Origin of the sequence: Croceicoccus naphthovorans, assembly GCF_001028705.1 — a bacterium.
In the GTDB taxonomy this organism is placed as follows: Bacteria; Pseudomonadota; Alphaproteobacteria; order Sphingomonadales; family Sphingomonadaceae; genus Croceicoccus; species Croceicoccus naphthovorans.
In genome coordinates, this window is record NZ_CP011770.1 from 2,243,165 (window position 1) to 2,268,418 (window position 25,254).

General features: G+C 63.5%; 24 protein-coding genes. 10 read left to right on the plus strand and 14 right to left on the minus strand.

Features of this window, described 5'->3' with window-relative positions:
- Positions 1-52 precede the first annotated feature (52 nt).
- The 4 genes from AB433_RS11290 to AB433_RS11305 all read right to left on the minus strand — a co-directional run bounded on the left by AB433_RS11290 (position 53) and on the right by AB433_RS11305 (position 3,847).
- Positions 53-1,531 carry a DEAD/DEAH box helicase gene (locus AB433_RS11290; protein WP_047821074.1) on the minus strand — a complete coding sequence of 493 codons (1,479 nt, stop codon included), beginning with the start codon at positions 1,529-1,531 and terminating at the stop codon, positions 53-55.
- A gap of 264 nt (positions 1,532-1,795) precedes the next feature.
- On the minus strand, positions 1,796-3,142 hold the full coding sequence (gene gor, locus AB433_RS11295; RefSeq protein WP_047821075.1) for a glutathione-disulfide reductase: 1,347 nt from the start codon (positions 3,140-3,142) through the stop codon (positions 1,796-1,798).
- Between the two features lie 210 nt (positions 3,143-3,352).
- Positions 3,353-3,580, minus strand: coding sequence for a helix-turn-helix transcriptional regulator (locus tag AB433_RS11300; RefSeq protein ID WP_053059126.1), 228 nt, complete (start codon positions 3,578-3,580; stop codon positions 3,353-3,355).
- A gap of 75 nt (positions 3,581-3,655) precedes the next feature.
- On the minus strand, positions 3,656-3,847 hold the full coding sequence (locus AB433_RS11305; RefSeq protein ID WP_047821076.1) for a helix-turn-helix domain-containing protein: 192 nt from the start codon (positions 3,845-3,847) through the stop codon (positions 3,656-3,658).
- Between the two features lie 271 nt (positions 3,848-4,118).
- Here AB433_RS11305 and AB433_RS11310 point away from each other — a divergent pair, with 271 nt between their 5' ends.
- From AB433_RS11310 to AB433_RS11325, 4 genes are all read left to right on the plus strand, one after another.
- On the plus strand, positions 4,119-5,033 hold the full coding sequence (locus AB433_RS11310; protein ID WP_047823911.1) for a formylglycine-generating enzyme family protein: 915 nt from the start codon (positions 4,119-4,121) through the stop codon (positions 5,031-5,033).
- A gap of 30 nt (positions 5,034-5,063) precedes the next feature.
- Positions 5,064-5,627, plus strand: coding sequence for a fumarylacetoacetate hydrolase family protein (locus AB433_RS11315; protein ID WP_245626650.1), 564 nt, complete (start codon positions 5,064-5,066; stop codon positions 5,625-5,627).
- Between the two features lie 218 nt (positions 5,628-5,845).
- A complete protein-coding gene (locus AB433_RS11320) occupies positions 5,846-6,295 on the plus strand; it encodes a TadE/TadG family type IV pilus assembly protein (RefSeq protein ID WP_047823913.1) in 450 nt (149 codons plus the stop codon).
- Between the two features lie 12 nt (positions 6,296-6,307).
- Positions 6,308-7,951, plus strand: coding sequence for a pilus assembly protein TadG-related protein (locus AB433_RS11325; RefSeq protein WP_053059128.1), 1,644 nt, complete (start codon positions 6,308-6,310; stop codon positions 7,949-7,951).
- 315 nt (positions 7,952-8,266) lie between these two features.
- Here the strand turns inward: AB433_RS11325 and AB433_RS11330 are convergent, their stop codons facing one another.
- The 3 genes from AB433_RS11330 to pgi form a co-directional block, all read right to left on the minus strand.
- Positions 8,267-8,488: a hypothetical protein gene (locus AB433_RS11330; protein ID WP_047821077.1), complete on the minus strand. Its 222-nt coding sequence runs from the start codon at positions 8,486-8,488 to the stop codon at positions 8,267-8,269.
- A gap of 94 nt (positions 8,489-8,582) precedes the next feature.
- Positions 8,583-8,795 carry a cold-shock protein gene (locus AB433_RS11335; protein ID WP_047821078.1) on the minus strand — a complete coding sequence of 71 codons (213 nt, stop codon included), beginning with the start codon at positions 8,793-8,795 and terminating at the stop codon, positions 8,583-8,585.
- Positions 8,796-9,301: 506 nt separating this feature from the next.
- Complete coding sequence (gene pgi / locus AB433_RS11345; RefSeq protein ID WP_047821080.1) at positions 9,302-10,852, minus strand: glucose-6-phosphate isomerase; 1,551 nt, start codon at positions 10,850-10,852, stop codon at positions 9,302-9,304.
- Between the two features lie 118 nt (positions 10,853-10,970).
- Here pgi and lepB point away from each other — a divergent pair, with 118 nt between their 5' ends.
- The 4 genes from lepB (at position 10,971) to AB433_RS11365 (ending at position 14,149) form a co-directional block, all read left to right on the plus strand.
- Positions 10,971-11,855 carry a signal peptidase I gene (gene lepB, locus AB433_RS11350; protein WP_082134902.1) on the plus strand — a complete coding sequence of 295 codons (885 nt, stop codon included), beginning with the start codon at positions 10,971-10,973 and terminating at the stop codon, positions 11,853-11,855.
- Positions 11,856-11,863: 8 nt separating this feature from the next.
- Positions 11,864-12,535, plus strand: a complete 672-nt coding sequence (gene rnc, locus AB433_RS11355; RefSeq protein WP_047821081.1) for a ribonuclease III — start codon at positions 11,864-11,866, stop codon at positions 12,533-12,535.
- Position 12,536: 1 nt separating this feature from the next.
- Positions 12,537-13,475, plus strand: a complete 939-nt coding sequence (gene era, locus AB433_RS11360) for a GTPase Era (RefSeq protein WP_179944973.1) — start codon at positions 12,537-12,539, stop codon at positions 13,473-13,475.
- A gap of 155 nt (positions 13,476-13,630) precedes the next feature.
- Positions 13,631-14,149, plus strand: coding sequence for a YcxB family protein (locus AB433_RS11365; protein ID WP_169749347.1), 519 nt, complete (start codon positions 13,631-13,633; stop codon positions 14,147-14,149).
- On the opposite strand, the gene AB433_RS11370 is transcribed toward AB433_RS11365, so the two are convergent.
- The 5 genes from AB433_RS11370 to plsY all read right to left on the minus strand — a co-directional run bounded on the left by AB433_RS11370 (position 14,143) and on the right by plsY (position 21,122).
- A complete protein-coding gene (locus AB433_RS11370; protein ID WP_245626651.1) occupies positions 14,143-15,576 on the minus strand; it encodes an MFS transporter in 1,434 nt (477 codons plus the stop codon). The genes AB433_RS11365 and AB433_RS11370 overlap by 7 nt on opposite strands.
- A 2-nt stretch (positions 15,577-15,578) precedes the next feature.
- On the minus strand, positions 15,579-18,152 hold the full coding sequence (topA, locus tag AB433_RS11375; RefSeq protein WP_047821083.1) for a type I DNA topoisomerase: 2,574 nt from the start codon (positions 18,150-18,152) through the stop codon (positions 15,579-15,581).
- Between the two features lie 155 nt (positions 18,153-18,307).
- Positions 18,308-19,309 (minus strand): hypothetical protein, encoded by a 1,002-nt coding sequence (locus tag AB433_RS11380; RefSeq protein ID WP_245626652.1) that lies wholly within the window; start codon positions 19,307-19,309, stop codon positions 18,308-18,310.
- A 117-nt stretch (positions 19,310-19,426) separates the two neighbouring features.
- On the minus strand, positions 19,427-20,521 hold the full coding sequence (gene dprA, locus AB433_RS11385) for a DNA-processing protein DprA (RefSeq protein WP_047821084.1): 1,095 nt from the start codon (positions 20,519-20,521) through the stop codon (positions 19,427-19,429).
- 10 nt (positions 20,522-20,531) lie between these two features.
- Entirely contained in the window at positions 20,532-21,122 is a 591-nt protein-coding gene (plsY, locus tag AB433_RS11390; RefSeq protein WP_047821085.1) for a glycerol-3-phosphate 1-O-acyltransferase PlsY, read from the minus strand.
- Between the two features lie 135 nt (positions 21,123-21,257).
- Here plsY and murI point away from each other — a divergent pair, with 135 nt between their 5' ends.
- A complete protein-coding gene (gene murI, locus AB433_RS11395; RefSeq protein ID WP_047821086.1) occupies positions 21,258-22,070 on the plus strand; it encodes a glutamate racemase in 813 nt (270 codons plus the stop codon).
- A 274-nt stretch (positions 22,071-22,344) separates the two neighbouring features.
- Positions 22,345-23,565, plus strand: coding sequence for a 5-aminolevulinate synthase (gene hemA / locus AB433_RS11400; RefSeq protein WP_047823927.1), 1,221 nt, complete (start codon positions 22,345-22,347; stop codon positions 23,563-23,565).
- Positions 23,566-23,585: 20 nt separating this feature from the next.
- On the opposite strand, the gene AB433_RS11405 is transcribed toward hemA, so the two are convergent.
- Together AB433_RS11405 and AB433_RS19525 are read right to left on the minus strand one after the other, a co-directional pair.
- Positions 23,586-24,515, minus strand: coding sequence for an NAD(P)H-dependent flavin oxidoreductase (locus AB433_RS11405; RefSeq protein ID WP_047821087.1), 930 nt, complete (start codon positions 24,513-24,515; stop codon positions 23,586-23,588).
- Positions 24,516-24,571: 56 nt separating this feature from the next.
- The gene (locus AB433_RS19525) at positions 24,572-25,204 is read right to left on the minus strand and encodes a CPBP family intramembrane glutamic endopeptidase (protein WP_053059129.1); all 633 of its coding nucleotides are present in this window, start codon (positions 25,202-25,204) and stop codon (positions 24,572-24,574) included.
- Between the last annotated feature and the right edge of the window lie 50 nt (positions 25,205-25,254).

The following is a 25,254-nucleotide window of genomic DNA, read 5'->3' on the forward strand; positions in this document are numbered from 1 at the left end:
CCGGATCATCGCGATCCGGGCGGCTTTTAAGTTTGTTCAGCGTCTGGCGGGATCAGCCCTGCGAACGGGCAGGACCGCGCCCTTGGCTACCGCCGCGCGGGCCGCGATTGCGCTTGGGTGGTTGGCCACCGGCATTATGCCGCTTGCCGCCGTCGCGACGGGGCTGGCCGCCCTCAGGGCGACCGCGCCCGCCTTCGCGGCGCTGCTCTCCACCCTCACGGCGCTGTTCGCCATCTTCGCGACGCTGCTGCTGTCCTCGACTGTCGCGACGGGGCTTGCCGTCGCGCGGCGTGATCTTGGCATTGGGATTGCGCCCGCGCGGACGGCCCGACAGACCCTCGGGACGCGGACCGCGCACAGGGTCTGCGCCTACGCGCTCAACCTCCTGACGGAACGAATCCGGCAGCGGAACCTGCGTCAACGTCACCTTGGTGAGGCGCTGAATGTCGCGCAGGTAATCCCGCTCGTCACTGGCGCAGAACGCGATGGCCATGCCCGTCGCCCCGGCGCGCGCGGTGCGGCCGATGCGGTGGACGTATTGTTCGGCCACATTCGGCAGTTCGAAGTTGAACACGTGGCTGACGCCCGGAATGTCGATCCCGCGCGCCGCGATGTCGGTGGCGACCAGCACGCGAACCTTGCCCTTGCGGAACTCACCCAGCGCGCGTTCGCGTTGCGGCTGGCTCTTGTTGCCGTGGATGGCGTTCGCCTCGATCCCCTGCTGGGCCAGTTTTTTCACGACGCGGTCGGCGCCGTGCTTGGTACGGGTGAAGACCAGAACGCGGTCCATCTCGCCCGATTGCAGACCTTTACGCAGCGACATCGTCAGCAGAGCCTGCTTTTCCGGCTGGCTGACGAAGCAGACGTACTGATCCACCTTTTCCGCGGTGGTCGACTGCGGCGCGACCGACACCTGCGCCGGGTTGTTCAGGTAGTTCGACGCCAGATCGCGGATCGACTTCGGCATCGTGGCCGAAAACAACAGCGTCTGACGTTCCTTCGGCAACCACGACACGATCTTGCGCAGCGCATGGATGAAGCCGAGGTCGAGCATCTGGTCCGCCTCGTCCAGCACCAGCGTCTCGACGCCGTGCAAGGTCAAGGCGCGCTGATCGACGAGATCGACCAGACGCCCCGGCGTGGCGACGAGAATGTCGACGCCGCGCGCCAGCTTCTGCCGATCCTTGCCGACAGATGTGCCGCCGACGATGAAAGCGACCGAAAGGCCCGACAATGCGCCATATTCCTGTGCGGACTTGGCAATCTGCCCCGCCAGTTCGCGGGTCGGGGCCAGCACCAGCATACGGCACGATTTCTTGGGCGCACCGCGATCCGATTTGCGCAGGTTGTCAATGGAAGGCAGCGTGAACGCTGCCGTCTTGCCCGTGCCGGTCTGGGCGATGCCCATGATATCGCGGCCTTCCAGGATCAGCGGGATCGCCTGCTGCTGGATCGGGGTGGGCGTGGTGTAACCCTGCACGGACAACGCCTGCAGGACGGGCTGCGATAGCCCGAGATCATCAAAATTCATGGTATTCAATAACTCACAACAAGAGCGCGAGCGCGCACCGCACGCATTGCGGGCACGTTCGAGCGGGTTTCGAACGACCCGCGTGAAAGGGAGGCTCCTGGGAAAATAAGATAACCGAAGCGCGGGGCCGTGGCGGTGCTTGCCGCCAATTCACGCTTGCCACATGGCACTTCGAACGGAGCGCATCTGGGCGCGCGCCGTTCGAAAGTCAATCGAATTGTGCATTTGCGAAGGCCCCCACCCCCGCGCTCGTCCCCGCAACTTTCACCGCAGCAGGACGAGTTCCTCGGCCATGGACGGGTGCAGCGCGACGGTATTGTCGAAGTCCTGCTTGGTCAGACCGGCCTTGACCGCGATGGCGGCGGCTTGCAGTATTTCGGGTGCGTCCGGCCCGATCATGTGCAGGCCCAGCACCCTGCCGGTCGGTTCCTCGCAGATCAGCTTGTACAGCCCGCGCTCTGCCCGTTCGGCAAACACGTTCTTCATCGGGCGGAAGTCCGAGGAATAGACCTTGATGTTGCCATAAGTGTTGCGTGCCTCGCCCTCGGTCAGGCCGACGCCCGCGAGTGGCGGCTGAGAGAACACCGCGCTGGGCACGCAATCGTAATCGACCGTCGTCGGCTTGTCGCCGAACACCGTATCGGCAAAGGCCTGCCCTTCGCGGATGGCAACCGGGGTCAGCTGAATGCGATCGGTCACGTCGCCCACGGCGTAGATGCTGTCGCAGCTGGTCTTCGCGTATTCGTCTACGGGGATCGCGCCGTTGTCTTTCAACTGGATGCCTGCGGTCTCCAGCCCCAGACCGTCGGTCTTGGGCCGACGGCCCGTCGCGACCAGCACCTGGTCCGCGATCAGCGGGTCCTGCCCCTCCAGATGCACATCCAGCGCACCGTCTTCGCGCCGGGCGATCTTCTGGAACGGGCAGTGAAACTTGTACTCGATCCCCCGGCTCATCGTGATCTGCAACAGGCGATCGCGCAGGCTTTCGTCATAGCCGCGCAGAATCACGTTCGACCGGTTCACCACCGTCACATGCGCGCCAAGCGCGTTGAAAATCCCCGCAAACTCCAGCGCGATATAGCCCGCGCCCGCGATCACCACGCGCTTGGGGAATTCTTTCAGGTGGAACACTTCGTTCGAGGTGATGCACAGGTCCGACCCCTCAAACTCCGGCACGAAAGGCCAGCCGCCCACGGCAACGAGGATCGTCTTCGCCGTCACTTCCTTGCCCGAAGCCAGCTTGATCCCGTGCGGCCCGGTGATTGTGGCGCGTTCCATCACCCGCTCCACCCCGTGGCTTTCCAGCGTCTTTTCATACAGGCCGTTCAGCCGATCGACATCGCTCAGCACGTGATCGCGCAGCCGCGGCCAGTCGAACCGAGGGTTCTCGAACGACCAGCCATAGTTGGCCGCATCTTCAAGGTCTTCGGCAAAGTGGCTGCCGTAAACCAGCAGCTTTTTCGGCACGCACCCGCGAATGACGCACGTTCCGCCGACGCGATGTTCTTCCGCCACCGCAACCTTCGCCCCGTAAGACGCCGCCACCCGCGCCGCGCGCACACCGCCCGAACCGGCACCGATGACGAAAAGGTCGTAGTCGTAGTCGGACATCGAAATTCCTTACGGGAGTTTGAAACGGCCAAAAAAGGCCAACGATGATGAACGTGATCGGCGGCGATATGGCGAAGCGACCGCCGATTGCCAAGGGGATATCCGGCAGAGGCACTAAGCGGTGGCGAGCGCCCGCGCCCCGTCATGATCGGTCACAATGCGAAGTGGCCGCCAGTCACGCGGGGCCATCCCGTATTTGCGGCGGAACGCCTAGCGAAAGCCGAACCCCGCAGAGAAACCCACCGCCTTGCTGACCTGTTGCAGCGACACCGCTTTGGCAATCAGCTCTACCGAACGGCGCATGCGCAGATCGAGCCGACAGGCTGCCGGCGTTTCGTGCAAAATATCCGAAAAACGAGAAGCAAAGGCCGATCGCGACATCCGCGCCTCCGACGTAAGGTCGGCGACGGTCCAGTCTTGGTGCGGCGCGCGGTACATCGATCCCAAAGCGCGACAGGCGCGGACAACGCAGCCCCTTCAGCAGCCCGCTGGTTTCCGCGCTGTCGTTGGAGATCAGGTTGCGGACGACTTCTTCAGCGCTCCGTCCAGTACCGTCTGAAGTTCGGCATTGAAGCACAGGAACAGCAAGGCGCGCTTGTCCGCGACTTCGGCGAACACCGTGCCCAGCCCAACGTTTGCATCGCGCCCAATTCTGCGCACGGTCGTATTGTCGTACCCGCGTTCCACGAACAGCCGCCGCGCCACGCTGATGATCCGGGTTTGTTTCGAAAGCTTGTTTCGCTCCCGCTTGCCAGGCGGTTCAGGGGTCTTACTTTTTGGAGCAGCGGATGACATTGTGACGGCCTTGATCGTAGAAACTGGTTTTCACGAAAGTGTTCTAAACGGGTTTGCCAATTGCCGCTAAGGCCTCGTTCGAATGCTGGATTGGTTTCCAATATCGGGCGAGAACCATTATGGGCACGGCATGAAGGCACGCGACAATCCCACTCTCGACAAATGTAAAGCACCTGCCGGCATGACGGTGGTGCCCGGCGGCACGTTCACGATGGGGTCGGACCGGTTCTATCCCGAAGAACGCCCGACGCGTCAGGTGTGCGTCGATTCCTTTTACATGGATGAAGCGCCGGTCACGAATGCGGAATTCTCCCGCTTCGTTGCGGAAACCGGCCACGTCACTTTTGCCGAGATTGCCCCCGATCCGCGCGACTATCCCGATATGCCGCCCGAAATGGCGCAGCCCGGATCGGCGGTGTTTCGCCCGACGCCCTATCCCGTCGACACGTCGGACCCATCGCAGTGGTGGCGTTTCGAGTTCGGCGCGGACTGGCGGCATCCCTACGGCCCGGACAGTTCGATCGATGGACTGGAGGACCACCCCGTCGTTCATGTCGCGTTCGACGATGCCAAGGCCTATGCCAAGTGGGCGGGCAAGACCTTGCCGACGGAGGCGGAGTGGGAGCGCGCCGCGCGCGGCGGGCTGGAATGCGTCGAATACGCGTGGGGCGAAGAGCTGTCGCCGGGCGGTCGGATCATGGCCAAGACTTGGCAGGGCCTGTTTCCATCGCAGAATCTGGCGACCGACGGCTGGCACCGCACCGCGCCCGTCCGCAGCTACGATGCCAACGGGTTCGGCCTTTACGACATGATCGGCAACGTCTGGGAATGGACAACCGACTGGTACGCGATGCCGCAGGTCGAGAAAAAGCGCGGCAGTTGCTGCATCCCCGCCAATCCGCGCGGCCCGCGCAAGCATGACAGTTTCGACCCCGCCTCTCCCGCGCGCATTCCGCGCAAGGTGTTGAAAGGCGGATCGCACCTATGCGCGCCGAACTATTGCCAGCGCTATCGCCCCGCGGCGCGTCATCCCGAACCGATCGACACTACGACCAGCCATGTCGGCTTTCGCTGCATCGTCAGGAGACCGACCTAGTCGTCCAGAGAAAGCGCCTCGCTCGATTCCTTGGGCGACGCGCTCGATTGCGTCTTTGGCTATCTGGTCATCAACGACGTCTCTGCCCGCGACCGGCAGTTTCATTCCCCGACCTTCACGATGGGTAAGCCGTTCGACACCCACGGTCCGATTGTCCCTTACCTTGTGACCGCGGACGAGATTGCCGATCCGCAGGCGCTGACCGTTCGCTGCATCGTCAATGGCGAGGTGCGGCAGGAAGGCAATACGCCCGACACGATCCACAAGATCGCAGACCAGACCACCTATCTGTCGACGGCCTTCACGCTGGAGCCGAACGACATCATCGCCACCGGCACGCCCAAAGGCGTCGGCGTCACGATGGACCCGCCGCAGTTTCTGCAGTCGGGCGACGTGCGAGGTCGAGGGCATCGGCGCCATCGAGAACAAAGTCGCCTGAGCAACGCAGCAACCGGCAACAAGGCCCGGTTCGATCCTGCGGAATTGCGGATCAGGCCGGGCCTTTTTCGTATTCGAGTTCCTGCATTCGACATTTGCCGCAACCCAGTATGTAATTTGCGCCGATCCCCCAGTTCTGCGCCCCCAAATTCGTAATCGCGAAATTAACCACGGCAGCGCTCGAATTGCGTTCTACACCGCAGGTTGCGCCCAAATTCTCGTAAACGGATGGTGCCCGCCAAACAGTATATTTGCACCGTAACCGCGCCACGATGCCCGTAACAAATGTTGGTCCGAACAATACGCAAATTGCGTATCCGTTGTTAAGATTTCCGTAAGTTCCGCCTTCAGACCCGCCCTCCATTATGAGAGGCATGAAGAAGCCCGCATGCCTTTGGGGGGGCCATTGCGTCAAAGCCCTGCGCCGCGGCTGGCATGACCAGTCGGGGTCGGTGATTGTCGAGGCCGCGTTCGCGCTGCCCTTGATGATCACCGTGCTGCTTGGCCTCGTCAGCTATGGTAGCTGGTTCCTGACTGCGCACAACGTGCAGTCGGCGGCCAACGATGCGGCCCGCGCGGCTCTGTCGGGGCTCGACAATGCAGAGCGCATTCGCCTTGTCAGCGGCAGTATCGAACGCAGCGTGCTGAACGGCACTTCGCTCGATCCGTCGCGCGTCGACGTCACAACCACGCTCGACGGGGCCTATTACACGGTGACGGTGCGCTACGATGGCAGCGATACGCTGATCGACCCGACCTCGCTGCTGCCCTTTCCCTCCAGCACGATAGAGCGATCCGCTATCGTGCGGCTTGCGGCCATCTGAAGGAGACGACACATGATCCGTTCGTTCAGCCGACAGTTCCTGCACGACGAATGCGGCTCGGTCAGCGCGATCACGCTGGCCGGCGGTTCGATGATGATCGGCGCCTGCGCCTTCGCGGTGGACCTTGGCATGGTCTATCTGGCCAAGCGCGATTTGCAGAACGCCGCCGATGCCGCCGCCGTCACCGCCGTCAGTACGATGGACACCGGATCGGCGGCCGGTGTCGCCGAACTGATCGAAAAGCGCGGGGACGAGGACATCACGGTCGAAAGCATCGAGCCGGGCAAATATGCGCGGCTGGCCAGCGTCGATCTGGACGATCGCTTCACAGCTGACAACGTCTCGCCCACCGCTGCGCGGGTCACGTTGTCGAGGCCCGTCCCGCTCTATTTCGCGCAGGTCTTTTCCGGCAAGGAAACCACCACCGTCATGGCCACCGCCACCGCCGCACGGCTGGATCGGGCCGCGTTTCAGGTCGGCTCGCGGCTCGGCGCTCTGTCGGGCGGGGTGCCCAATGCGCTACTGTCGGCGCTAGCGGGCGAGGACCTGCAACTGACCGTCAACGATTTCAGCAGCCTTGAAGGCACCACCATCGACGTCCTCGATTTCGCCGACGCCGTACGCGACAAGGCGGACCTGAGCGGTGAGACCTATGGCGAGGTGTTCGCCGAGGAGATGCCGCTGAACGAGGTGATAGAGGCGCTGGCCGGCGCCACGCCGCAGGACAGCACCAAGACGCTGGTGCTTTCCCTGGCCGAGAAAATGGGCACGCAGACGGTGACGCTGGCCGACATGATCGACCTTGGCCCCTATGCGCAGACCGATTTCAACGAAGGCACCGGCAAGATCACCGTAGATGCCGCCACTCTGCTGCGCGGCGCGATCGAGTATGCGTCCGAGGATGGCTATGACGTTCAGACCAACCTGACCATTGCGGGCGTCAGCAATACGAAGCTGCGGCTGGTCGGCGGCAATCCGGTGGCGACATCGCCGTTGATGACCGTGACGGACAGCGACGACGTGGTCCTGCGCACCGGGCGCATCCGGCTCTATCTGGAAACCAACGTTGCCGCCTCTATCTCCGGCATCGCGTCGATGAAGGTGCCGCTCTACGCCGAACTGGCCTCTGCCGAAGCGAAGTTGAGCGATATCCAATGTGCCGGGACGACCGGCGACGGGGTGACGCTGGCCGTCACGCCCTCCATCGGCACCGTCGCGCTCGCCAGCGCGGATGCAGACGACATCGGCGACCTGACCGACGAACCCGCGCTGGAATACGCGACCCTGGCCAACATCGTGGGGGTAAAGGTTCAGGGCAAGGCGGTGCTGGAACTGGGCGGGACAGAGGCGAAGTCGGTACACTTTTCCAAGGCAGAGATCGCGGCGAAGACCACCAAGTCGGTTGCGACCGACGATGCGGTAACGGCGCTCGCCTCTTCGCTGATTGACGATGTCAGCCTGCAGGTCACGACCGGGGGCCTGAACCTTACGCCGACATCCTTGATCCAGTCGCAGGCGGCGACGGCGCTGCTGGCGGTGGCGCCCACGCTGGACTCGGTCATCAACACCGCGACCCGCACGATGGGCGTACGCCTCGGCATCGCCGATACGCGGGTCAACGCGATGAACTGCGGCTTGCCGACACTGGTCGCATAAGGGGTGCGCAAGGGGAACTGGCGGCGGCATTGCAGAGACCGGCGCCGCCAGCAAAGTCCCTGATTTTGCATCGAATCGGCGTCAGTGATGGCGTCATGCAATTCGGCGGTTCCGTGCCACGTTGGGCTGGAAGTTGACGAAGTTGACACAGGCAAAGAGAAAATCACGTCGATCAGTATGGCGGTATTGATCGAGTAGGCCGATGAACGGCGTTGGCGGGCAAAGCAGGCCATGCGCGCATTTTGGTGCGTGGGCCCGGTGTAGGACAGCGCGGCCCCGAAATTTTAGCGACGATATTTGACGCGAAGGGTCGGTTTATCCGGCGCTGTTGAGACCTCGCTCCGCCTCTTGCCGTGCGGCACGCTCACGCTCGGCCTTGGCCCGTTCGAGCACCACCCTGCGGGCCTGATCGGCCAATCCGCGCCAGGTCTTTTCGGCACGAATGCAGCGTTCCTTCACGTTCTGCAGGCTTGCTTGCTTCGCTTCGGCTGCCGCTTCACGGGCACGGGCATCGTAAAATTCGAACGTCTGGCTCATGTCGGGCCTTTCAAAGCGATCTTTGCAACAAATCAGAGTGCCCCTTCCGCGCGGGGGGTCGCAGTCCCGCACGGAAGGAACCCGGGCAAATCGCTTAGTCGGCGGTCGACAGATTCACCGCGCTGGCCTTGCCGTTGCGGCCCTGCTCGACTTCGTAGTTAAGGCGCTGGTCCTTATCGAGGGTCTGCATGCCGGCGGCCTGAACCGCGGAGATGTGAACAAAGCTGTCTTCCGAGCCGTCGTCCGGCTGGATGAAGCCATAGCCCTTGTCTTCGTTGAAGAATTTTACGGTGCCAGTCTTAGACATAATGCGTTCCTTTCAAGAACGTGTAATCGCCGCGCCGCGACATGCGGAACGGTGGTGCAAAGGTCGTCCGAAGAAAGGAAGTCGTCGTCTGGTTTACGCCGGGGCCTTTAAAGGCAATCGGCGGTCGTCAAAGGCCCGAAGTCCGTCGCAAATTTCGACGTCAGCAAAAGCGCTCTACCACGATAAAGGGAAAGCCCCTAATTTTTCTTTTGTTTTGACTTTGAAGGGGCGTTAAGCAGAGCCACCACCGGGCAAATCGCCCAAAAACCGACCCCCTACTTCAACCGGTGGATAATGTACTGAACCAGTGAATTGAATAGAATATAGACCGGGTAAAATAACGCCAACACCACAAGCTTAGCTTGTATCGGAGCATCGATAATCAGCATCAAAATTATGCTTCCGACCGCAAAGAGGCTCGATTTAAACCCAATCTCACCTTTCACCGCCTGCCAATACGACGCATATCTCATTCCCTTTGTTCCTGCCCTCTCATCAGTCCGTTCTCACCCCTTCAACCCAGCCGCCTTCAGCAACGCCTCGGTGCTCGCATCGAAGCCGCTGCCGCCGTTACTGACGATCTCTTTCGCGATCTGTTTGCCCAGTTCCACGCCGTACTGGTCGAACGGGTTGATGCCCAGCAGGACCGCGCTGCAGAACGTGCGGTGTTCGTGGAACGCGATCAGCGCGCCCAGCGTCGCGGGGGTCAGCACTTCGCACAGGATGGTCGCGCTGGGGCGGTTGCCCGGATAGGCGCGCGCGCCGCCCAGGGGGTCGCCTGGCTCCGCCGCCTTGCCCGCCATCAGCGCCGCGCCTTGCGCGAAACAGTTGGTAAGCAGGATCGCATGGTGTTCGGGATCAAGATCGTGCCCCGGCTGCTTCACGGCCAGGAAATCGACCGGCACCTCTATCGTGCCCTGATGCAGCAGCTGGAACACCGCGTGCTGCGCATCGGTGCCCACCCCGCCCCACGTGATCGGCGCGCTCTGACGCGATAGCGGCGATCCGTCGGCCAGCACCGACTTGCCGTTCGATTCCATCTCCAGCTGTTGCAGGTAATCGGGGAACAGGCCCAGTCGCTCGTCATAGGCGAACACCGCGCGCGTCTGGCAGCCGCGTAGTTGCACGTACATCAGGTCGGCAAAGGCAGCGCGCAGGCACAGGTTCTCCGCCCCGTCGGTATCGGCAAAATGCCGATCCACGGTCAGCGCGCCTTCCAGAAACGCGGCAAAGTCATCCCAGCCCAGCGCCAGCGCGACCGGAAAGCCGATCGACGACCACAGCGAATAACGCCCGCCGACGCTCTCGGAAAACGGCAGGACGCGGGTTTCGTCGACGCCCCATTCCACCGCCTTGTCCGGGCTGGCGGTCAGCGCGACGACGCGGCCATAAGGGTCGGACACCCCCGATTCCTCCAGCCACTGAATGGCGGACGCGGCGTTGGTCATCGTTTCTGTCGTGGTAAAGGTTTTCGATGCCACCGCGATCATCGTCGTCGCCGGATCGCACACCTCAAACGCGGCTTCCAGCGCATTGCCGTCGATGTTGGAGACGACCTGCACGTCGATCTGCGCGCGGAAATCCGCCGTGGGCCGCGCCAGCGCGTCGATGGCCAGCGCCGGACCCAGCGCCGATCCGCCGATGCCGATGTGGATCAGGTGCTTGATCGGCCCGAACACGCCTTCCCTGATCGCCTCGACCAGACCGCGCATCCGCATGTGGAAGGCGTCCGCCTCCGCCACGCTCTCATCCGCGCCGATCCCGCGCTGGGCGGTGTGTTCGGCGGCGCGGCCTTCGGTGGGGTTGGCGATCCCGCCGGTCAGCAGCACCTCGCGCGCCGCGTCGAACCCGGCGGCCTTGGCCAGAGCCTCAAAACCGTCGACAATCGCGGGCGACAGGTGCGTTTTCGACCAGTCGAACAACACGTCCCCGCCCTCTGGAATCGAAAGCGTGCCGGAATAGCGCCCCACGCGGTCGGCATCGCCAGCAAACAGGTCCTCCAGCGTCTCCATCCCGGTCTGTTCAAGGGCGGTCCAGCAAGCGGCGGTATCATGCATGTCGGCGGGTCAGTCCTTCGTTTTGCTTTGCAACATCGGCTTACTGCCCTATGCCGCCCGGGCTTGCCAGTCCGCATTGGCGGGCGGTGCACGAAAGAGTGAAAGTCGAAGAACACAGATGCGTTGGAAACTGGGCAGGTCTGGCAACGAAGCCACCTTCGCGAACGATGGTTCGGCACCTGCGAAAAAGAAGAAGAAGGAAGACAGTTTTCCCGTCTTTCTGGTCAAACTGGCGGTCGTCGTCTTCATCTTTCGCAGCTTCGTGTTCTCGCCCTTTTCGATCCCGTCGGAATCGATGCTGCCGCGCCTGTTGATCGGCGATTACCTGCTCGCGGCGAAGTGGTCCTACGGCTATTCCAAGTACTCGCTGCCGTTCAGCCTGCCGATCATTCCGGGCCGCATCCTGGAAAACACGCCGGATCGCGGCGACATCGCCGTGTTCAAGGCACCGCCGGGTAACGACGTCGATTACATCAAGCGAGTCATCGGCCTGCCGGGCGACCAGATCCAGATGAACAGCGGGCAGCTTTTCATCAACGGAGAGGCCGTGCCCAAGCGCAAGATCGAGGACTTCGTCATCCCCGTCACGCAGAACATGATCGACGCGTCGAACGCCGATGCCGGTATCTCTCCGTGCAAGGCCCCGCAGTTCGAAGACAAGGCCGCCGACGGCAGCGACGTGTGCCGCTATCCCCGCTTTGTAGAGACCCTGCCAGAGGGCAAGAGCTATGAAGTGCTGGACCTTGCGATGACGCCGCAGGATTCGACGCAGGTCTTCACCGTGCCCGCCGGACACGTCTTCATGATGGGCGACAACCGCGACAATTCGGAGGACAGCCGCTTCCCCGCCGAAGTGGGCGGCGGCGTCGGCATGGTGCCGATCGAAAACCTTGTCGGCCGCGCGCAGATCATGATGTGGTCGACCGACGGATCGTCTTCGTGGCTACTCCCGTGGACATGGTTCACCGCCGCGCGGTGGGACCGTCTCGGCCGTACATTCTGAGACATTCGATGCCGCTGCCCCAAGAAACGCTGGCCTGGTTGACCGAACAGGCCGGGGTGGCACCGCGCAACCATTCGATATGGAAAGAGGCGCTGACCCACGGCAGCATGGGCGAGGATATCGATTACCAGCGGCTGGAGTTTTTCGGCGACCGCGTGCTGGGCCTTGCGATCGCGGAATGGCTTTACGAGCAGAATCAAGAGGCGGAGGGCAAGCTGTCGCAGCGCCTGAACGCACTTGTCAGCCGCCAGAGCTGCGCCCACGTGGCGCGCGAAATCGGCCTGCCTGCGCATATTCGCCTCGGCAAGCAGGCGCGGGCCGACGGTGGCCTGGAAAGCGACAACATCCTGGGCGACATTGTCGAGTCCCTGATCGGCGCGTGTCAGCGCGAGCATGGCTTCGAAGTCGCCCGCGACATGGTGCGCCGCTGGTTTGCCGATGCGCTGGAGGGGCGCGCGGGCCGGTCGAAACATCCCAAGTCCGCGTTGCAGGAATGGGCCGCGGGCAACCGGCGCAAACCGCCCGAATACGAATTGATCGGCCGTGACGGCCCCGACCACGCCGCCCGCTTCACCGTGCGGGTCAGCGTCCACAAAGTCGGCGAGGCAACTGGCGAAGGCGACTCCAAGCAAGAGGCGGAAACCGCGGCAGCCCGTGCGTTTCTGGCCCAATACGGCTGACATGACCATGACTGAAGAGATGAGCGGCACCGAGATGAGTGGCAACGAACAGGCGAAATGCGGCCTTGTCGCCGTGATCGGCGCGCCGAACGCGGGAAAATCGACGCTGGTGAACCAGCTTGTCGGGCAGAAGGTGGCGATCACCAGCCCCAAGGCGCAAACGACGCGCGCGCGCCTGCTGGGCATCGCCTTGCAGGACGACGTACAGATCGTGCTGGCCGACACGCCCGGAATCTTTACGCCAAAGCGGCGGCTGGACCGCGCGATGGTTTCCGCCGCGTGGGACGGGGCAGAGGCGGCGGACGCGGTGCTGTTGGTGGTCGACAGCGTGAAGCGGCGGCGGCATGAGCTGGAGCCGCTGCTCGAAACGCTGGAGAACCGGCCGGAGCGCAAGATCCTCGTGCTCAACAAGGTCGATGCCTCGGCCAAGGAACCGCTGCTGAAGCTGGCGCAGGACCTGAACGACCGCATCGCGTTCGACACCGTATTCTTCGTATCCGCCCGCGATGGCGACGGCGTGGCCGACCTGAAGGCGCATCTGGCGGGCCTGATGCCGGAGGGGCCTTGGCTCTATCCCGAAGATCAGGTTTCCGACGCATCGCAACGCCTGTTGGCGGCGGAAATCACGCGCGAGCAGCTATACCTGCAACTGCGCGACGAACTGCCCTATGACAGCGCGGTTCGGCCCGAAGCCTATGTCGAGCGCAAGGACGGCAGCGTCGAAATTCGCCAGCAGATCGTGATCGGGCGCGATACGCAAAAGGCCATCGTGCTGGGCCATCGCGGCGCACGCATCAAGGCCATCGGCGAAGCGGCCCGTAAGGAATTGTCAGAACTTCTGGGGCAAAAGGTGCACCTGTTCCTCCATGTAAAGGTGGAAGAGAACTGGGCGGAAAACCGCGAATTCTATGAAGAGCTGGGACTCGATTGGGTGAAATAGACGAAACGGCGGGCCTGGGCTCGCCAAGGGACCTTCCCCCGGAACCCGCAGAACCTGCGGCGGGCGACCCATCCGTAATTGCGATGATGACTCCGAACGCGGTACTGGACGAAGCGCCGCATGTTTGGCCCCACCTGATGGGGTCTCAGAGTTTCATGAAGGCGATACTGTTCGGCTGCATCTTCGCCGCCGTCGCCCTGGTTGGCATGGTCATGCCTTCGGTGCGCATGATGCTGTTCATGTGGCAACCGGCCTTCGCGATTTTCTTCCAACAGTTCGAAGGTCTGGTCTACGCCTTTGTCACGGTCATCGCCTACGGCTTTGGCACGCTATGGGCATGGCGCGAACATCGCCGCCGGTTTCTGGGCGCGCTGTACGAAAGCGGGATGCCGGGACGGGTAGAGGCCCGTTTCACGGTCTCGGACGAGGCGTTCATCGTCGACAATGGCCGCATGGAATACCGCGTTCGGTGGGATGCGGTGGCCGCCATCGTGTCCGGCCCCACCTGCTGGATGGTGCAGGTCGATCTGCAGACCTTCACGATCCCAAAGAAGGCTTTTGCCAGCAAGGATGACGAACGCGCCTTCGTCGCCGCGCTGCTCGACCATGTTCGCGATTTCGTCCGCGACGGCAGCAAGGACGCCGCCGCCTTCGTCGCCGAAACGGATCAGTAGGGCGCGTCGCTGATCGCGGCGGCGCGGCGGCGCTGGGCCATCACCGTGCGAAACCGCACCAGCGAGCAGGCCGCGGCAATCGCGGCGAAGCCGACTGCGATCAGCGGCGGCGTCGGCCCTTCACCCAGACCCAGCGACAGCAGCACGCCCACCGCGCTGGCGGCCAAAGCCTGACCGAACAGGCGCGTGGTCTGCATCATGCCGCCGATCGACGCCGTACGGTCCAGCGGCACACTGCCCACGATCAGGCGCGAATTGGGCGCGATAAAGAACCCGAACCCCGCCGCGAAAATCACGATCCGCCACGTCACGTCGAAAGCCGACGCGCTGTCGGGCATCGTCGCATAGAGCACCAGCCCGACGGACGCGACGACCAGCCCCGAAACGCCCAGTTTCGACGGGGCAATCCGATCCGACAGCCAGCCCGAAAGCGGGTTCACCAGCATCAGCGTGAGCGGGAGCGGCGTCATCAAAAGGCCGACCTGATCGGGCGTAAAGCCCATCGCCTGTTCCAGCCGGAACGGCAGCGCCACAATCATCAGGCCCGTAGCCATGAAACCCCCGAAGGCGGCAAGGATCGACAGACCGACACGCGGCGTCGCCATCAGGTCGACCGGGACGATCGGCAGGTCGCGCCGCATTTCCCGGCGGACCAGCAAGACCATTGAGACCAGACCGGCGGCAACCACCGCAAGGCCCACGGCCAGCGGCCTGACATGCGTGGCGACCTGCACCCCGCCGATCAGCATCGCCATCGTCACCGCGACCCACACCGAGCCCAGAATATCGCGCATGCCCGATCGTTTCTCGTCCGAAGGCAAGAAGCGGCCCAGCAAAAGCGAGATCACCGCCAATGGCGCGGCCATCACGAAGATCCACTGCCAGTCGTAATGGGCGAGAATATACCCGCCCGCCATCGGTCCGACGGCAAGGCTGCTGGTGATGATCACGCTGTTGAAGCCCAGCCCCGCGCCAAGGTTCTTTGCCGGATAGATTGCGCGCAACATCGCGACCGACACCGCCAGACTCATCGTCGCGCCGATCCCCTGCGCGGCGCGGAGCAACAGAAGCTGCGTCATCGTTTCGACGAACATGCAGGCGGCAGAGGCGACGCAGAATATCGCCAGCCCCATCTGGTACAGCCTGCGCAATCCGATCCGGCTGCCAAGGTTCGCCATCGGCAACAGGCCCATGACAAGGACGAGTTGATAGACGACGATAACGTTCGTCGCCTCGCCCGGCGTAACGCCAAGTTCGCGCGACAGGGTGGGCAGCGCGACATTGGCAATCGCGCCGTCCAGCACCAGCACCATGTTGCCGAAACTGATCGCCGCAATTGCCAGCAGGCGACGCGGCATCGGCAGGCCCAAGTGTTCTTCCAGCTCCGCCTTCGTCGGATCGCGGCCGGTGCTATCCGGTTCCGCCAAAGTCAGTCATCCTTCTTCGCGGCGGCTTTCTTGGCCGGGGCCTTCTTTTTCGCCGGGGCCTTTTTGGCCGATGCCTTTTTGGCGGGTGCTTTCTTTTTGGCCTTCTTTTTCGCCGGGGCCTTGGCGGCGCGTTCGGTGATCAGGCGAACCGCGTCTTCCTCGGTCACATCTTCCGGCTTCATGTCGCGCGGAATCGTGGCGTTGGTGGTCCCGTCGGTGACGTAGGGGCCATAACGACCGGCCAGCAGCTTGATCTCGCCCCCGCTTTCCGGGTGTGCGCCAAAGGTCTTCAACGGCTCGGCCTTGGTACGCGTGCCGCCTTTGCGGTTCGCGGCCTCTGCCAACAGCGTAACCGCCGCGTTCATGCCCGTGTCGAAAACGTCGGCGGTGCTGGTCAGCTTCGCGTACTTTCCATCATGACGCAGGTACGGGCCATAGCGCCCGATATTGGCCTCGATCTGGTTGCCGGTTTCGGGATGATCGCCAACAATGCGCGGCAGCGACAGCAGCTTCACCGCCCATTCCAGATCGAGTTCCGGAATGTCCTTGGGAATCGAGGCGCGTGCCGCCTCTTTCCCATCGCCCATCTGGATATAGGGGCCATAGCGTCCGGTCTTGCGGACGATGTCCTCGCCCGTTTCGGGGTGCTGGCCGACGATCCCGTCGCCGCCTTCGTCACCCTCGCCGCCGGGTTGGCCAAAGCCGCGCGTGTACTTGCATTCGGGGTAGTTCGCACAGCCGATGAACGGCCCGTTGCGGCTGCCGCGCAGCGACAACCGGCCACCCTCGCGACCTGCATCGGCGCAGAGCGGACAGGCGCGCGGGTCGCTGCCGTCGTCCTTGGGCGGGAAGAGATAGTCCTCAAGGAACTTGTCCAGCTCTTCGGTAATCTCCGAAGGCTTCTGCTCCATCACCTCGTCGGACTTGGGCTTGAAATCGCGCCAGAACGCGTCGAGCACGGCCTGCCAATCGGCCCGCCCGCCCGATACGTCGTCCAGTTCCTCTTCCATGCCCGCCGTGAAGTCGTACGCGACATAGCGTTCGAAATAGCGTTCGAGGAACGAGGTCAGCAGTCGGCCCGAATCCTCTGCAAAGAAACGGTTTTTTTCCGTGCGAACGTAGTTGCGATCCTTCAAGACCTGAATGACCGAAGCGTATGTCGAAGGCCGCCCGATGCCCAGTTCCTCCATGCGCTTCACAAGGCTGGCCTCGGAAAAACGCGGCGGTGGCTGGGTGAAGTGCTGGCTGGCGTCGACGCCGGTCTTGGCCGGACGGTCGCCCGACTTCAGGAACGGCAGCAGGCCGTCCTCGTCGTCGTCGCTTTTCTGATCGAGACCTTCTTCATAGACCGCGAGGAAGCCGGGGAACTTCACGACCTGTCCGGTGGCGCGCAGTTCGTGGCTGCCGGTGCCGTCGCGCATGGTGACGGTGGTGCGTTCCAGCGCGGCGCTGGCCATCTGGCTGGCCATCGCGCGCTTGTAGATCAGATCGTACAGCTTGGCCGCATCGCCCTGCCCCGCCCGGTCCTTGGTGAAATCGGTGGGGCGGATGGCCTCGTGCGCTTCCTGCGCATTTTTGGCCTTGGTCTGATACATGCGCGGCTTTTCGGGCAGGTAGTGCCCGTTGAAACGGTCCGAGATCGCTTTGCGAGCATCGGAAATCGCGCCGGGATCCATCTGCACCCCGTCGGTACGCATGTAGGTGATCGCGCCCTGCTCGTACAAACCCTGCGCCAGTCGCATCGTGTGGCTGGCCGAATAGCCCAGCTTGCGCGCGGCTTCCTGTTGCAAGGTCGATGTCGTGAACGGCGGAGCGGGATTTCGGCGCTGCGGCTTGGTTTCGACGTTCTCGACGGTGAATAGGCCATCCTCGACCGCCTTTTTCGCGCGCATCGCGATGCCTTCGTCGCCAAGGCTCAGCCGCTCCAGCTTCTCGCCCTCGAACTTGACAAGGCGCGCGTCGAACTTGGTGCCGTCATGCTCCAGATGGGCGAGCACGCTCCAGTATTCCTCGGGCTTGAACGCCTCGATCTCGCGCTCGCGCTCGACGATCAGGCGCAGCGCGACCGACTGCACGCGGCCCGCCGACTTCGCACCGGGCAGCTTGCGCCACAGCACGGGGGAGAGCGTAAATCCGAACAGATAGTCCAGCGCACGACGCGCCAGATAGGCATCGATCAGGTCGCGGTCGAGCTGGCGCGGGGCGGCCATCGCGTCGGTCACCGCCTTCTTGGTGATGGCGTTGAAAGTTACGCGCTCTACTTCTTTGGGCAGAGCCTTGCGCTTGGTCAGCAGTTCCTGAACGTGCCACGAAATCGCCTCCCCCTCTCGGTCAGGGTCGGTGGCAAGGATCAGGCGGTCGGCCTGCTTGGCCAGATCGGTGATGGCGCGAACCTGCTTCTGCTTGTCGCCATAGAGTTCCCAATCCATCGCAAAGCCCTCGTCCGGGCGGACAGAGCCATCCTTGGGCGGCAGGTCGCGGACATGGCCGTAACTGGCAAGGACCTTGTAGTCCGAGCCCAGGTATTTCTCGATAGTCTTCGCCTTGGCCGGCGATTCGACGATAACAAGTTGCATTCAAATATCCCGAGGGGAGAGAGCGCGAGGACACGCCCCCTTACACGTGTACGCGCGAATTTGGGTACGCCCCCCTAGGATGGTCAAGCCAATAAAGTAAGACCCGGCCGTGTTGCCACAACCGGGTCCCATGCGTCTCGGAACGGACGAGACGGTTAGCGCAGCGCGGCGAGTTGGCCGACCATGACGTCGTTCGCCATCGTCGCGGCCTGCGTCGCGCCCTGTTCGTAATTGCCGGGCTTGGCGTTAAAGGCGTACTTGCGCGTCTTGCCGATGCGCGGGGTGCCGATGCCCATCGCGGCGGCAATGCCCCCGCCGATGTTGGCGGCGGCCTGCGCGGTCTTTTCGGTGCCGCCGGTCGCCTCTGCCTGTTCGATGAAATCGCCATCGACCGACATCTGCTGTTGCAGGACGATGTCGTTCTGGCCCTTTTTGCCCAGCACCGTGACTTTCGAATAGTCGGGCACGACCGACAGGTTGGCGTTGACCTTCACCCCGCCGCCGAAGCTGAACGCACCGGGGCGCTTCTGATCCGAAAAGTCGATCAGATAGACGACACTGACGACCGGAATGCCGGTTTCGCGCACATAGCTGGCAATCGCGGCTTGCCGCCCCCCGGCGGCGATGTTCTTGCCGATCGCCATGAATCCGCCGTCCTTTTCAGGCAGGTCGCCGGTCAGCACGATCTGACCCGGCAGCGCACTGGGTTTGACGAAGGTGGCAACGCCGGAGCTTTTCTTTTCCAGCATGATCTTCGCCTCACGTGGGCCGTTGCCTTCGCTGGCCTTGGCGATGTTGGCATCGGCGAACAGGGTAGAGACCGGCACGGTGGCAACGCCTTGCGCAGCCAGCTTGTCCATGAAATCGGCATAGGCGGCATCGGCGATGGCCTGCATCATTTCCGGCGTCACGCCGACAAGCTCGCTCTTCGCCTTGGTCACACCGCCGAACGCGCCCAGCATACCGCCGGTCTTCGCGATCTGGTCGGTCGATTCGAAAATGAAGCCGACGTTGAACGCGGCGACCGCGACTTGCGTCGCCCCGGTCATTGCCTTGCGGTCCTTGACCTTCACGACCTCCTCCTTGGCCATGGCCGGTGCGGCAGCCATGCCGATGGCCAGCATGACCAGCAGCACGAATTTCCTGATGACTTGCATGATAATGCCCCCGATTCCTGCGAATTTATCCCTGCGGGGATCGTAGGCCGGGGTGCGGGTCGGGGCGTAGTTACATGCTCGGATCAGGACATTACCATGACGGTAATGTCTGACGCCTCAGGCCAGCGAAACCCGCCCGCCCGCGTGGCGAACCAGCCGACCGGCCAGTTCCAGTTCCAGCAGCGCCAGTTGCACCGCCGCCGTGCTTTCGCCGCTGGCGCGCACGATATCGTCGACCGGAACAGGCGCGGTGGAGAGAAGGACTGCGACGTCGGCAGGTTCGGCCTCGACCAGTTCGGGCGGCATCAGGTCAAAATGCGCCGGTTCCTCGCGGAAGGTGGATCGCGGCGCGCCGGTGAAGCCATCGAGCAGTTCGGCGATATCGTCCGCCGTCTGCACCAGCACCGCGCCGTCGCGGATCAACTGGTTGCACCCCCGCGCCCGACCGTCGAGCGGGTTGCCGGGCACGGCCATGACTTCGCGGTTCGCCTCCCCCGCCAGCCGGGCGGTAATCAGGCTACCCGATTTCGGCGCGGCTTCCACAACCAGCGTTCCGGCGCAAAGGCCTGCGATAATCCGGTTGCGCCCCGGAAAGTGTCGTGCCTGCGGTTCGACGCCAGGGGGCTGTTCGGCAATCAACACACCTTCGCTGGCGATCCGTTCCTGTAGCTCGGCATGTTCGGGCGGGTAGGTCACGTCGATACCGCCCGCGATGACGCCTGCGGTTGCGCCAGTGCTGAGCGCTCCCTCATGCGCCGCCGCATCGATGCCCCGCGCAAGGCCGGAGACGACGAGGCGGCCCTGCTGCGCCAGTTCCTCCCCGAACCGCCGCGCCAGTTTCAGCGCCGCCGCGCTGGCATTGCGCGCACCGACGATGGCCACGGCGGGCTTGGCCAGCATCGCGACATCGCCGCGATAGGTTACGATGGGCGGCGATCCGGGCGCTTCGTTCAGCAGCGCGGGATAGGCCGGATCGTCGTGAAACAGGTATCGCGCCCCCGCCGCGCGCACCGCCGCGACTTCTGCGCGGACACGGCCCGCATCGGCCACCTCCTGCTTGCGCCCGCCGCGTGCGGTCATATCCGGCAGTGCTTCCAAGGCGGCAACAGCATTGCCGAATCGCATCAGCAACTGGCGAAAGGTAACGGGGCCGACGTTGGTAGAGCGCAGCAGACGGATGCGCGCAAAGGCTTCTTCCTGCGTAATCGTCATCTCGCGCGGATCAGCCCTTCTGCCCGATACGCGGTTCCTTGCCCGTCAGCAGCCGCCGGATATTGTCGCGGTGTCGCCACAGCACGACCAGCGCCATAGCCGCCAGCGCGGGGGCATAAAGCTGATAGCCCAGCAATTGGGCCACGATCGGCGCGGCAATCGCGGCACTCATCCCTCCAGCGGAGGATATGCGGGTAATCGCCAGCACGCCAATCCAGACCAGCGCGAACGCCAGCCCGACCTGCCACGACAGCCCCAGCGCTACGCCCATCAGCGTCGCCACGCCCTTACCGCCGCGAAAGCGCAGCCAGATCGGATAGCAATGGCCGACAACGGCGGCGAGGCCGGCAATCGCCTCCAGCCCCGGCCAGAACGCGCGGGCCAGTGCGACGACGGCCACGCCCTTCATCAGGTCGAGCAGCAATGTCGCCGCCGCCAGCCCTTTGCGCCCGGTGCGCAGGACGTTCGTCGCGCCGGTACCGCCGCTGCCGATGGAATGCAGATCGCCCGCCCCCGCGGCACGCGTCAGGATGACCCCGAACGGGATCGAGCCGAGGATGTAACCCAGCAGGATGGCGGCAATCAGCGATGTCAGGGACATGAAAAGTCTCGGAAAAAAGGTCCTCTCGCCCGGCCCATCGCCGGTCGGCACCGGACGCTAGCGCCATCGGATTGCGGGCACAAGCGAAGCACGCCGCTTGCCAGTGCGGCCCGCGATGCGCCATGCCGCGTGGCGATGGACAAGCCCGCCTATCCACCCGCACCAGATGCGCCGCTGCTGATCTTCGATTCTGGCGTCGGCGGACTGTCGGTGCTGGATGCGGTGCGCAAGGCGCTGCCCGATGCGCCGGTGATCTACGCCGCCGATACCGCTGGCTTGCCCTATGGCAGCAAGAGCGAGGCCGAGATCGCCGCGCGGGTCGCAGGCCTGCTGGGCCGGATGGCGGAACGGTACCAGCCGCGCCTTGCCTGCATCGCCTGCAACACCGCCAGCACTATCGCGCTGGGCATGGTGCGCGACGTTCTGCACATCCCCATCGTCGGCACCGTGCCCGCGATCAAGCCCGCCGCCGCCCTGACGCAGACCGGCGTGATCGGATTGATCGGGACAGAAGCGACGATCCGGCAGGCCTATGTCGACAACCTTGAGGCCGAGTTCGCGCGAGGCAAGACCCTCCTCCGCCTCGCCGCCCCCGACCTTGTCGCCGCTGCGGAGGCCAAATTGCGTGGCGAACCGGTCGATATGGCGGCGATAGAGGAAGCCGCCGAAAACCTGCGCATGATGGCCAGCGGCAACACAATCGATACACTGGTGCTCGCCTGTACGCACTTTCCGCTGCTCTCCGAGGAACTGGCGCAAGTCTTCGGCCCTGACGTGCGGCAAGTCGACGGCGCAGCGGGAATCGCCCGCCACATTGCGCATCTGACGCAAGGGCAGGACTTTGCCCGAAGCCGCCCGGATCGCGCCGTTTTCACCGGCGCGGACGGTATCGAGGCCTTGCGCCCCGCGCTGGCGGCGCGGGGAATCAACGAGATCGTCGTGCTTTAGGCCAATTTGACCTGACGCAAAGATTGCCTAGCCATTGGCTGGCAAAGGAAGCTCCGGTCGTCGTTCTTGTGCGAGGGGGCCATGAACGGCGGCCGACCCAACTCTTTTTTTCCGATGCGGGACACCCGGCCCAAAATCTTTGCCCAGGGTTAAAAACTTTGCAGGGAGAGGCATGATGGACTATGGGCGCGGGAAACGGGACGGGCTGCGGCTGATCGGTCACGAGACACGCATCAGCGCCAGTTCCCACGGTGAAAGCAGTGGAAGTGCGTCAGTGAACTACGATCAGGTTTTCGACCAGGCGATCGAACGGCTTCATACAGAGGGCCGCTACCGCGTCTTCATCGACATCCTGCGCAACAAGGGCGCCTATCCCAATGCGCGCTGCTTTGCCGGGCACAACGGGCCGAAGCCGATCACCGTTTGGTGTTCGAACGACTACCTTGCCATGGGTCAGCACCCCAAGGTGGTCGAGGCGATGGAAGAGGCGTTGCACAACGTCGGCGCCGGTTCCGGCGGCACCCGCAACATTGGTGGCAACACGCACTATCACGTAGAGCTGGAGCACGAACTGGCCGACCTGCACGGCAAGGAAGGCGCGCTGCTGTTCACGTCGGGCTATGTCTCGAACGATACGACGCTGACCACGCTGGGCAAGTTGCTGCCGGGTTGCATCATCTTTTCCGACGAGCTGAACCACGCCAGCATGATCGCGGGCATCCGCAATTCGGGCTGCGAAAAGCGGGTGTGGCGGCACAACGATGTCGCCCATCTGGAAGAACTGCTCGCCGCCGAAGACCCGGATGTGCCGAAGCTGATCGCTTTCGAATCGGTCTATTCGATGGATGGCGACGTCGCCCCGATCCACGCGATCTGCGACCTTGCCGACAAATACAACGCGCTGACCTATATCGACGAGGTTCACGCCGTCGGCATGTACGGCCCGCGCGGCGGCGGTATTTCGGAACGCGACGAAGCCGCAGACCGCATCGACATTATCGAAGGCACGCTGGGCAAGGCATTCGGCGTGATGGGCGGCTATATCGCGGCCGACAAGAAGATCATCGACTGCGTACGCAGCTATGCACCGGGTTTCATCTTCACCACGTCACTCTCCCCCGTGCTGGTCGCGGGCGTGCTGGCCAGTGTGAAACACCTGAAGAGCAGCAGCATCGAACGCGAAGGCCAGCAGGCCAGCGCCGCTTTTCTGAAGCAGGCGATGCGCGATGCGGGTCTGCCGGTGATGGATTCGACCACGCACATCGTGCCGTTGATGGTGGGCGATCCCGTCCGCGCCAAGAAGATCAGCGACATCCTGCTGGCCGAATATGGCGTCTATGTTCAGCCGATCAATTTCCCGACCGTGCCACGCGGCACCGAACGCCTGCGCTTTACCCCCGGCCCCGCCCACACGCAGGCGATGATGACCGAACTGGTAAAGGCGCTGGTGGAAATCTGGGAAAGGCTGGAAATCGAACTGGCCCAGGCGGCCTGATCCGCCGGGCCGTTCCTGGCTCAGCTATCGCTACAAATTCGTTTCTTCGCGGCGCGGAATTGCGCGCCGATCTGCGCAATGCGTTTCGCGGCGGGCACCACGGCATCGACCGCGCCAATGCCCTGTCCACTGCCCCAGATGTCCTTCCACGCCTTACTCGCGCCAAAGTCCATTTTCGACGGATCGGATTCTGGCAGGTCGTCCGGATCCATCCCGGCCTTCGCGATCGACCCGCGCAGGTAGTTGCCGTGCACCCCGGTAAACAGGTTGGAATAGACGATGTCGGCGGCATGGCTGTCGACGATCATCTGCTTGTATTCCTGTACCGCCACAGCCTCCTCGGTCGCGATGAAGGCCGATCCGATATAGGCAAGATCCGCGCCCATCGCCTGCGCCGCCAACACGGCATCGCCGGTCGCAATAGAACCTGACAGCGCCACCGGCCCATCGAACCACTGCCGGATTTCCCCGATCAGCGCGAAGGGGCTGGTCGTGCCCGCATGGCCGCCTGCGCCCGCCGCCACTGCGATCAGCCCGTCCGCGCCCTTGGCAATGGCCTTGCGCGCGAAATGGTCGTTGATCACGTCATGAAACACGATCCCGCCATAGGAATGGATCGCCGCGTTCACCTCTTCCCGCGCGCCCAGCGAGCTGATCACGATGGGCACACGGTGCTTTACGCAGAGCGCGAGGTCTTCCTCCAACCGCGCATTGCTGTGATGGACGATCAGGTTGACCGCATAGGGCGCATCGTCCGCGGTCAGTTCGGCGTTCAGCCGTTCCAGCCAGCCTTCGAGTTCTCCCTCGCCGCGTGCGTTGAGCGACGGGAAAGAGCCGACGATCCCAGCCCGGCATTGCGCCATGACGAGATCGAGCTGAGAGATGATGAACATCGGCGAAGCGATGATCGGCAGCGAAAGGCGCGAGGAGAGCGATGCGGGCAGTGTCATGCCGCCCGCGCTAGCATCGATAGGCCAGTATGGCGAGAACGTCGCGGCACCGCGCCTTACGCCATGTAAAGCGCGACCGATCCGATCAGGTTGAACGTCATGTGCGCGGAAATGCAGGGCAGCAATCGGCGACCGCAGATCAGATACAACGTGCCGAGCACCAGCCCCGCAAAGCCTGTGACGACCGCCCCGGCCGGTCCATATTCCCAGTGGGCATAGCCGAACACAACCGTGGTCAGCAGCATCAGCGCGGGCGCGAATTTGGTGCCGAATATCTGCGCGCCCCAGCCGATGACGTAACCGCGAAAGATCAGTTCCTCGACCACCGCGCTGCCCAGCGCTATGGTCAGCGTGATCGCGAAGAACAGCGGGTTGCCCGCCACCTGGTCCAGCCCGCCGATGGACACGCCCTTGCCCAGCCAGCCTTCGACCAGCGGGCGCACGAAATTGGCGATGCCCCACGCCATCGCCGCACCTATGGCAGCACCGAACAGGATCGAGGCGACACGGCTTTTCCAGACCATCGCCAGGGTGGGTTTGCGTGAAGTGCGGAAGAACAGCAAACCGAGGCCAGCAAGCGCGATAGACGCAAGCACGCCCGTTCCCGGCCACAGAACGACCGGCAGCAGCGGAAGAAGGCAGGCGATGGCCGCGAACGGGGTCGCGACGGGAGAAGATTTCTTGGCCATGATGCGGACCTAGGATGGCAAGGCTAACAGCACCTTACCATCCCGGATCG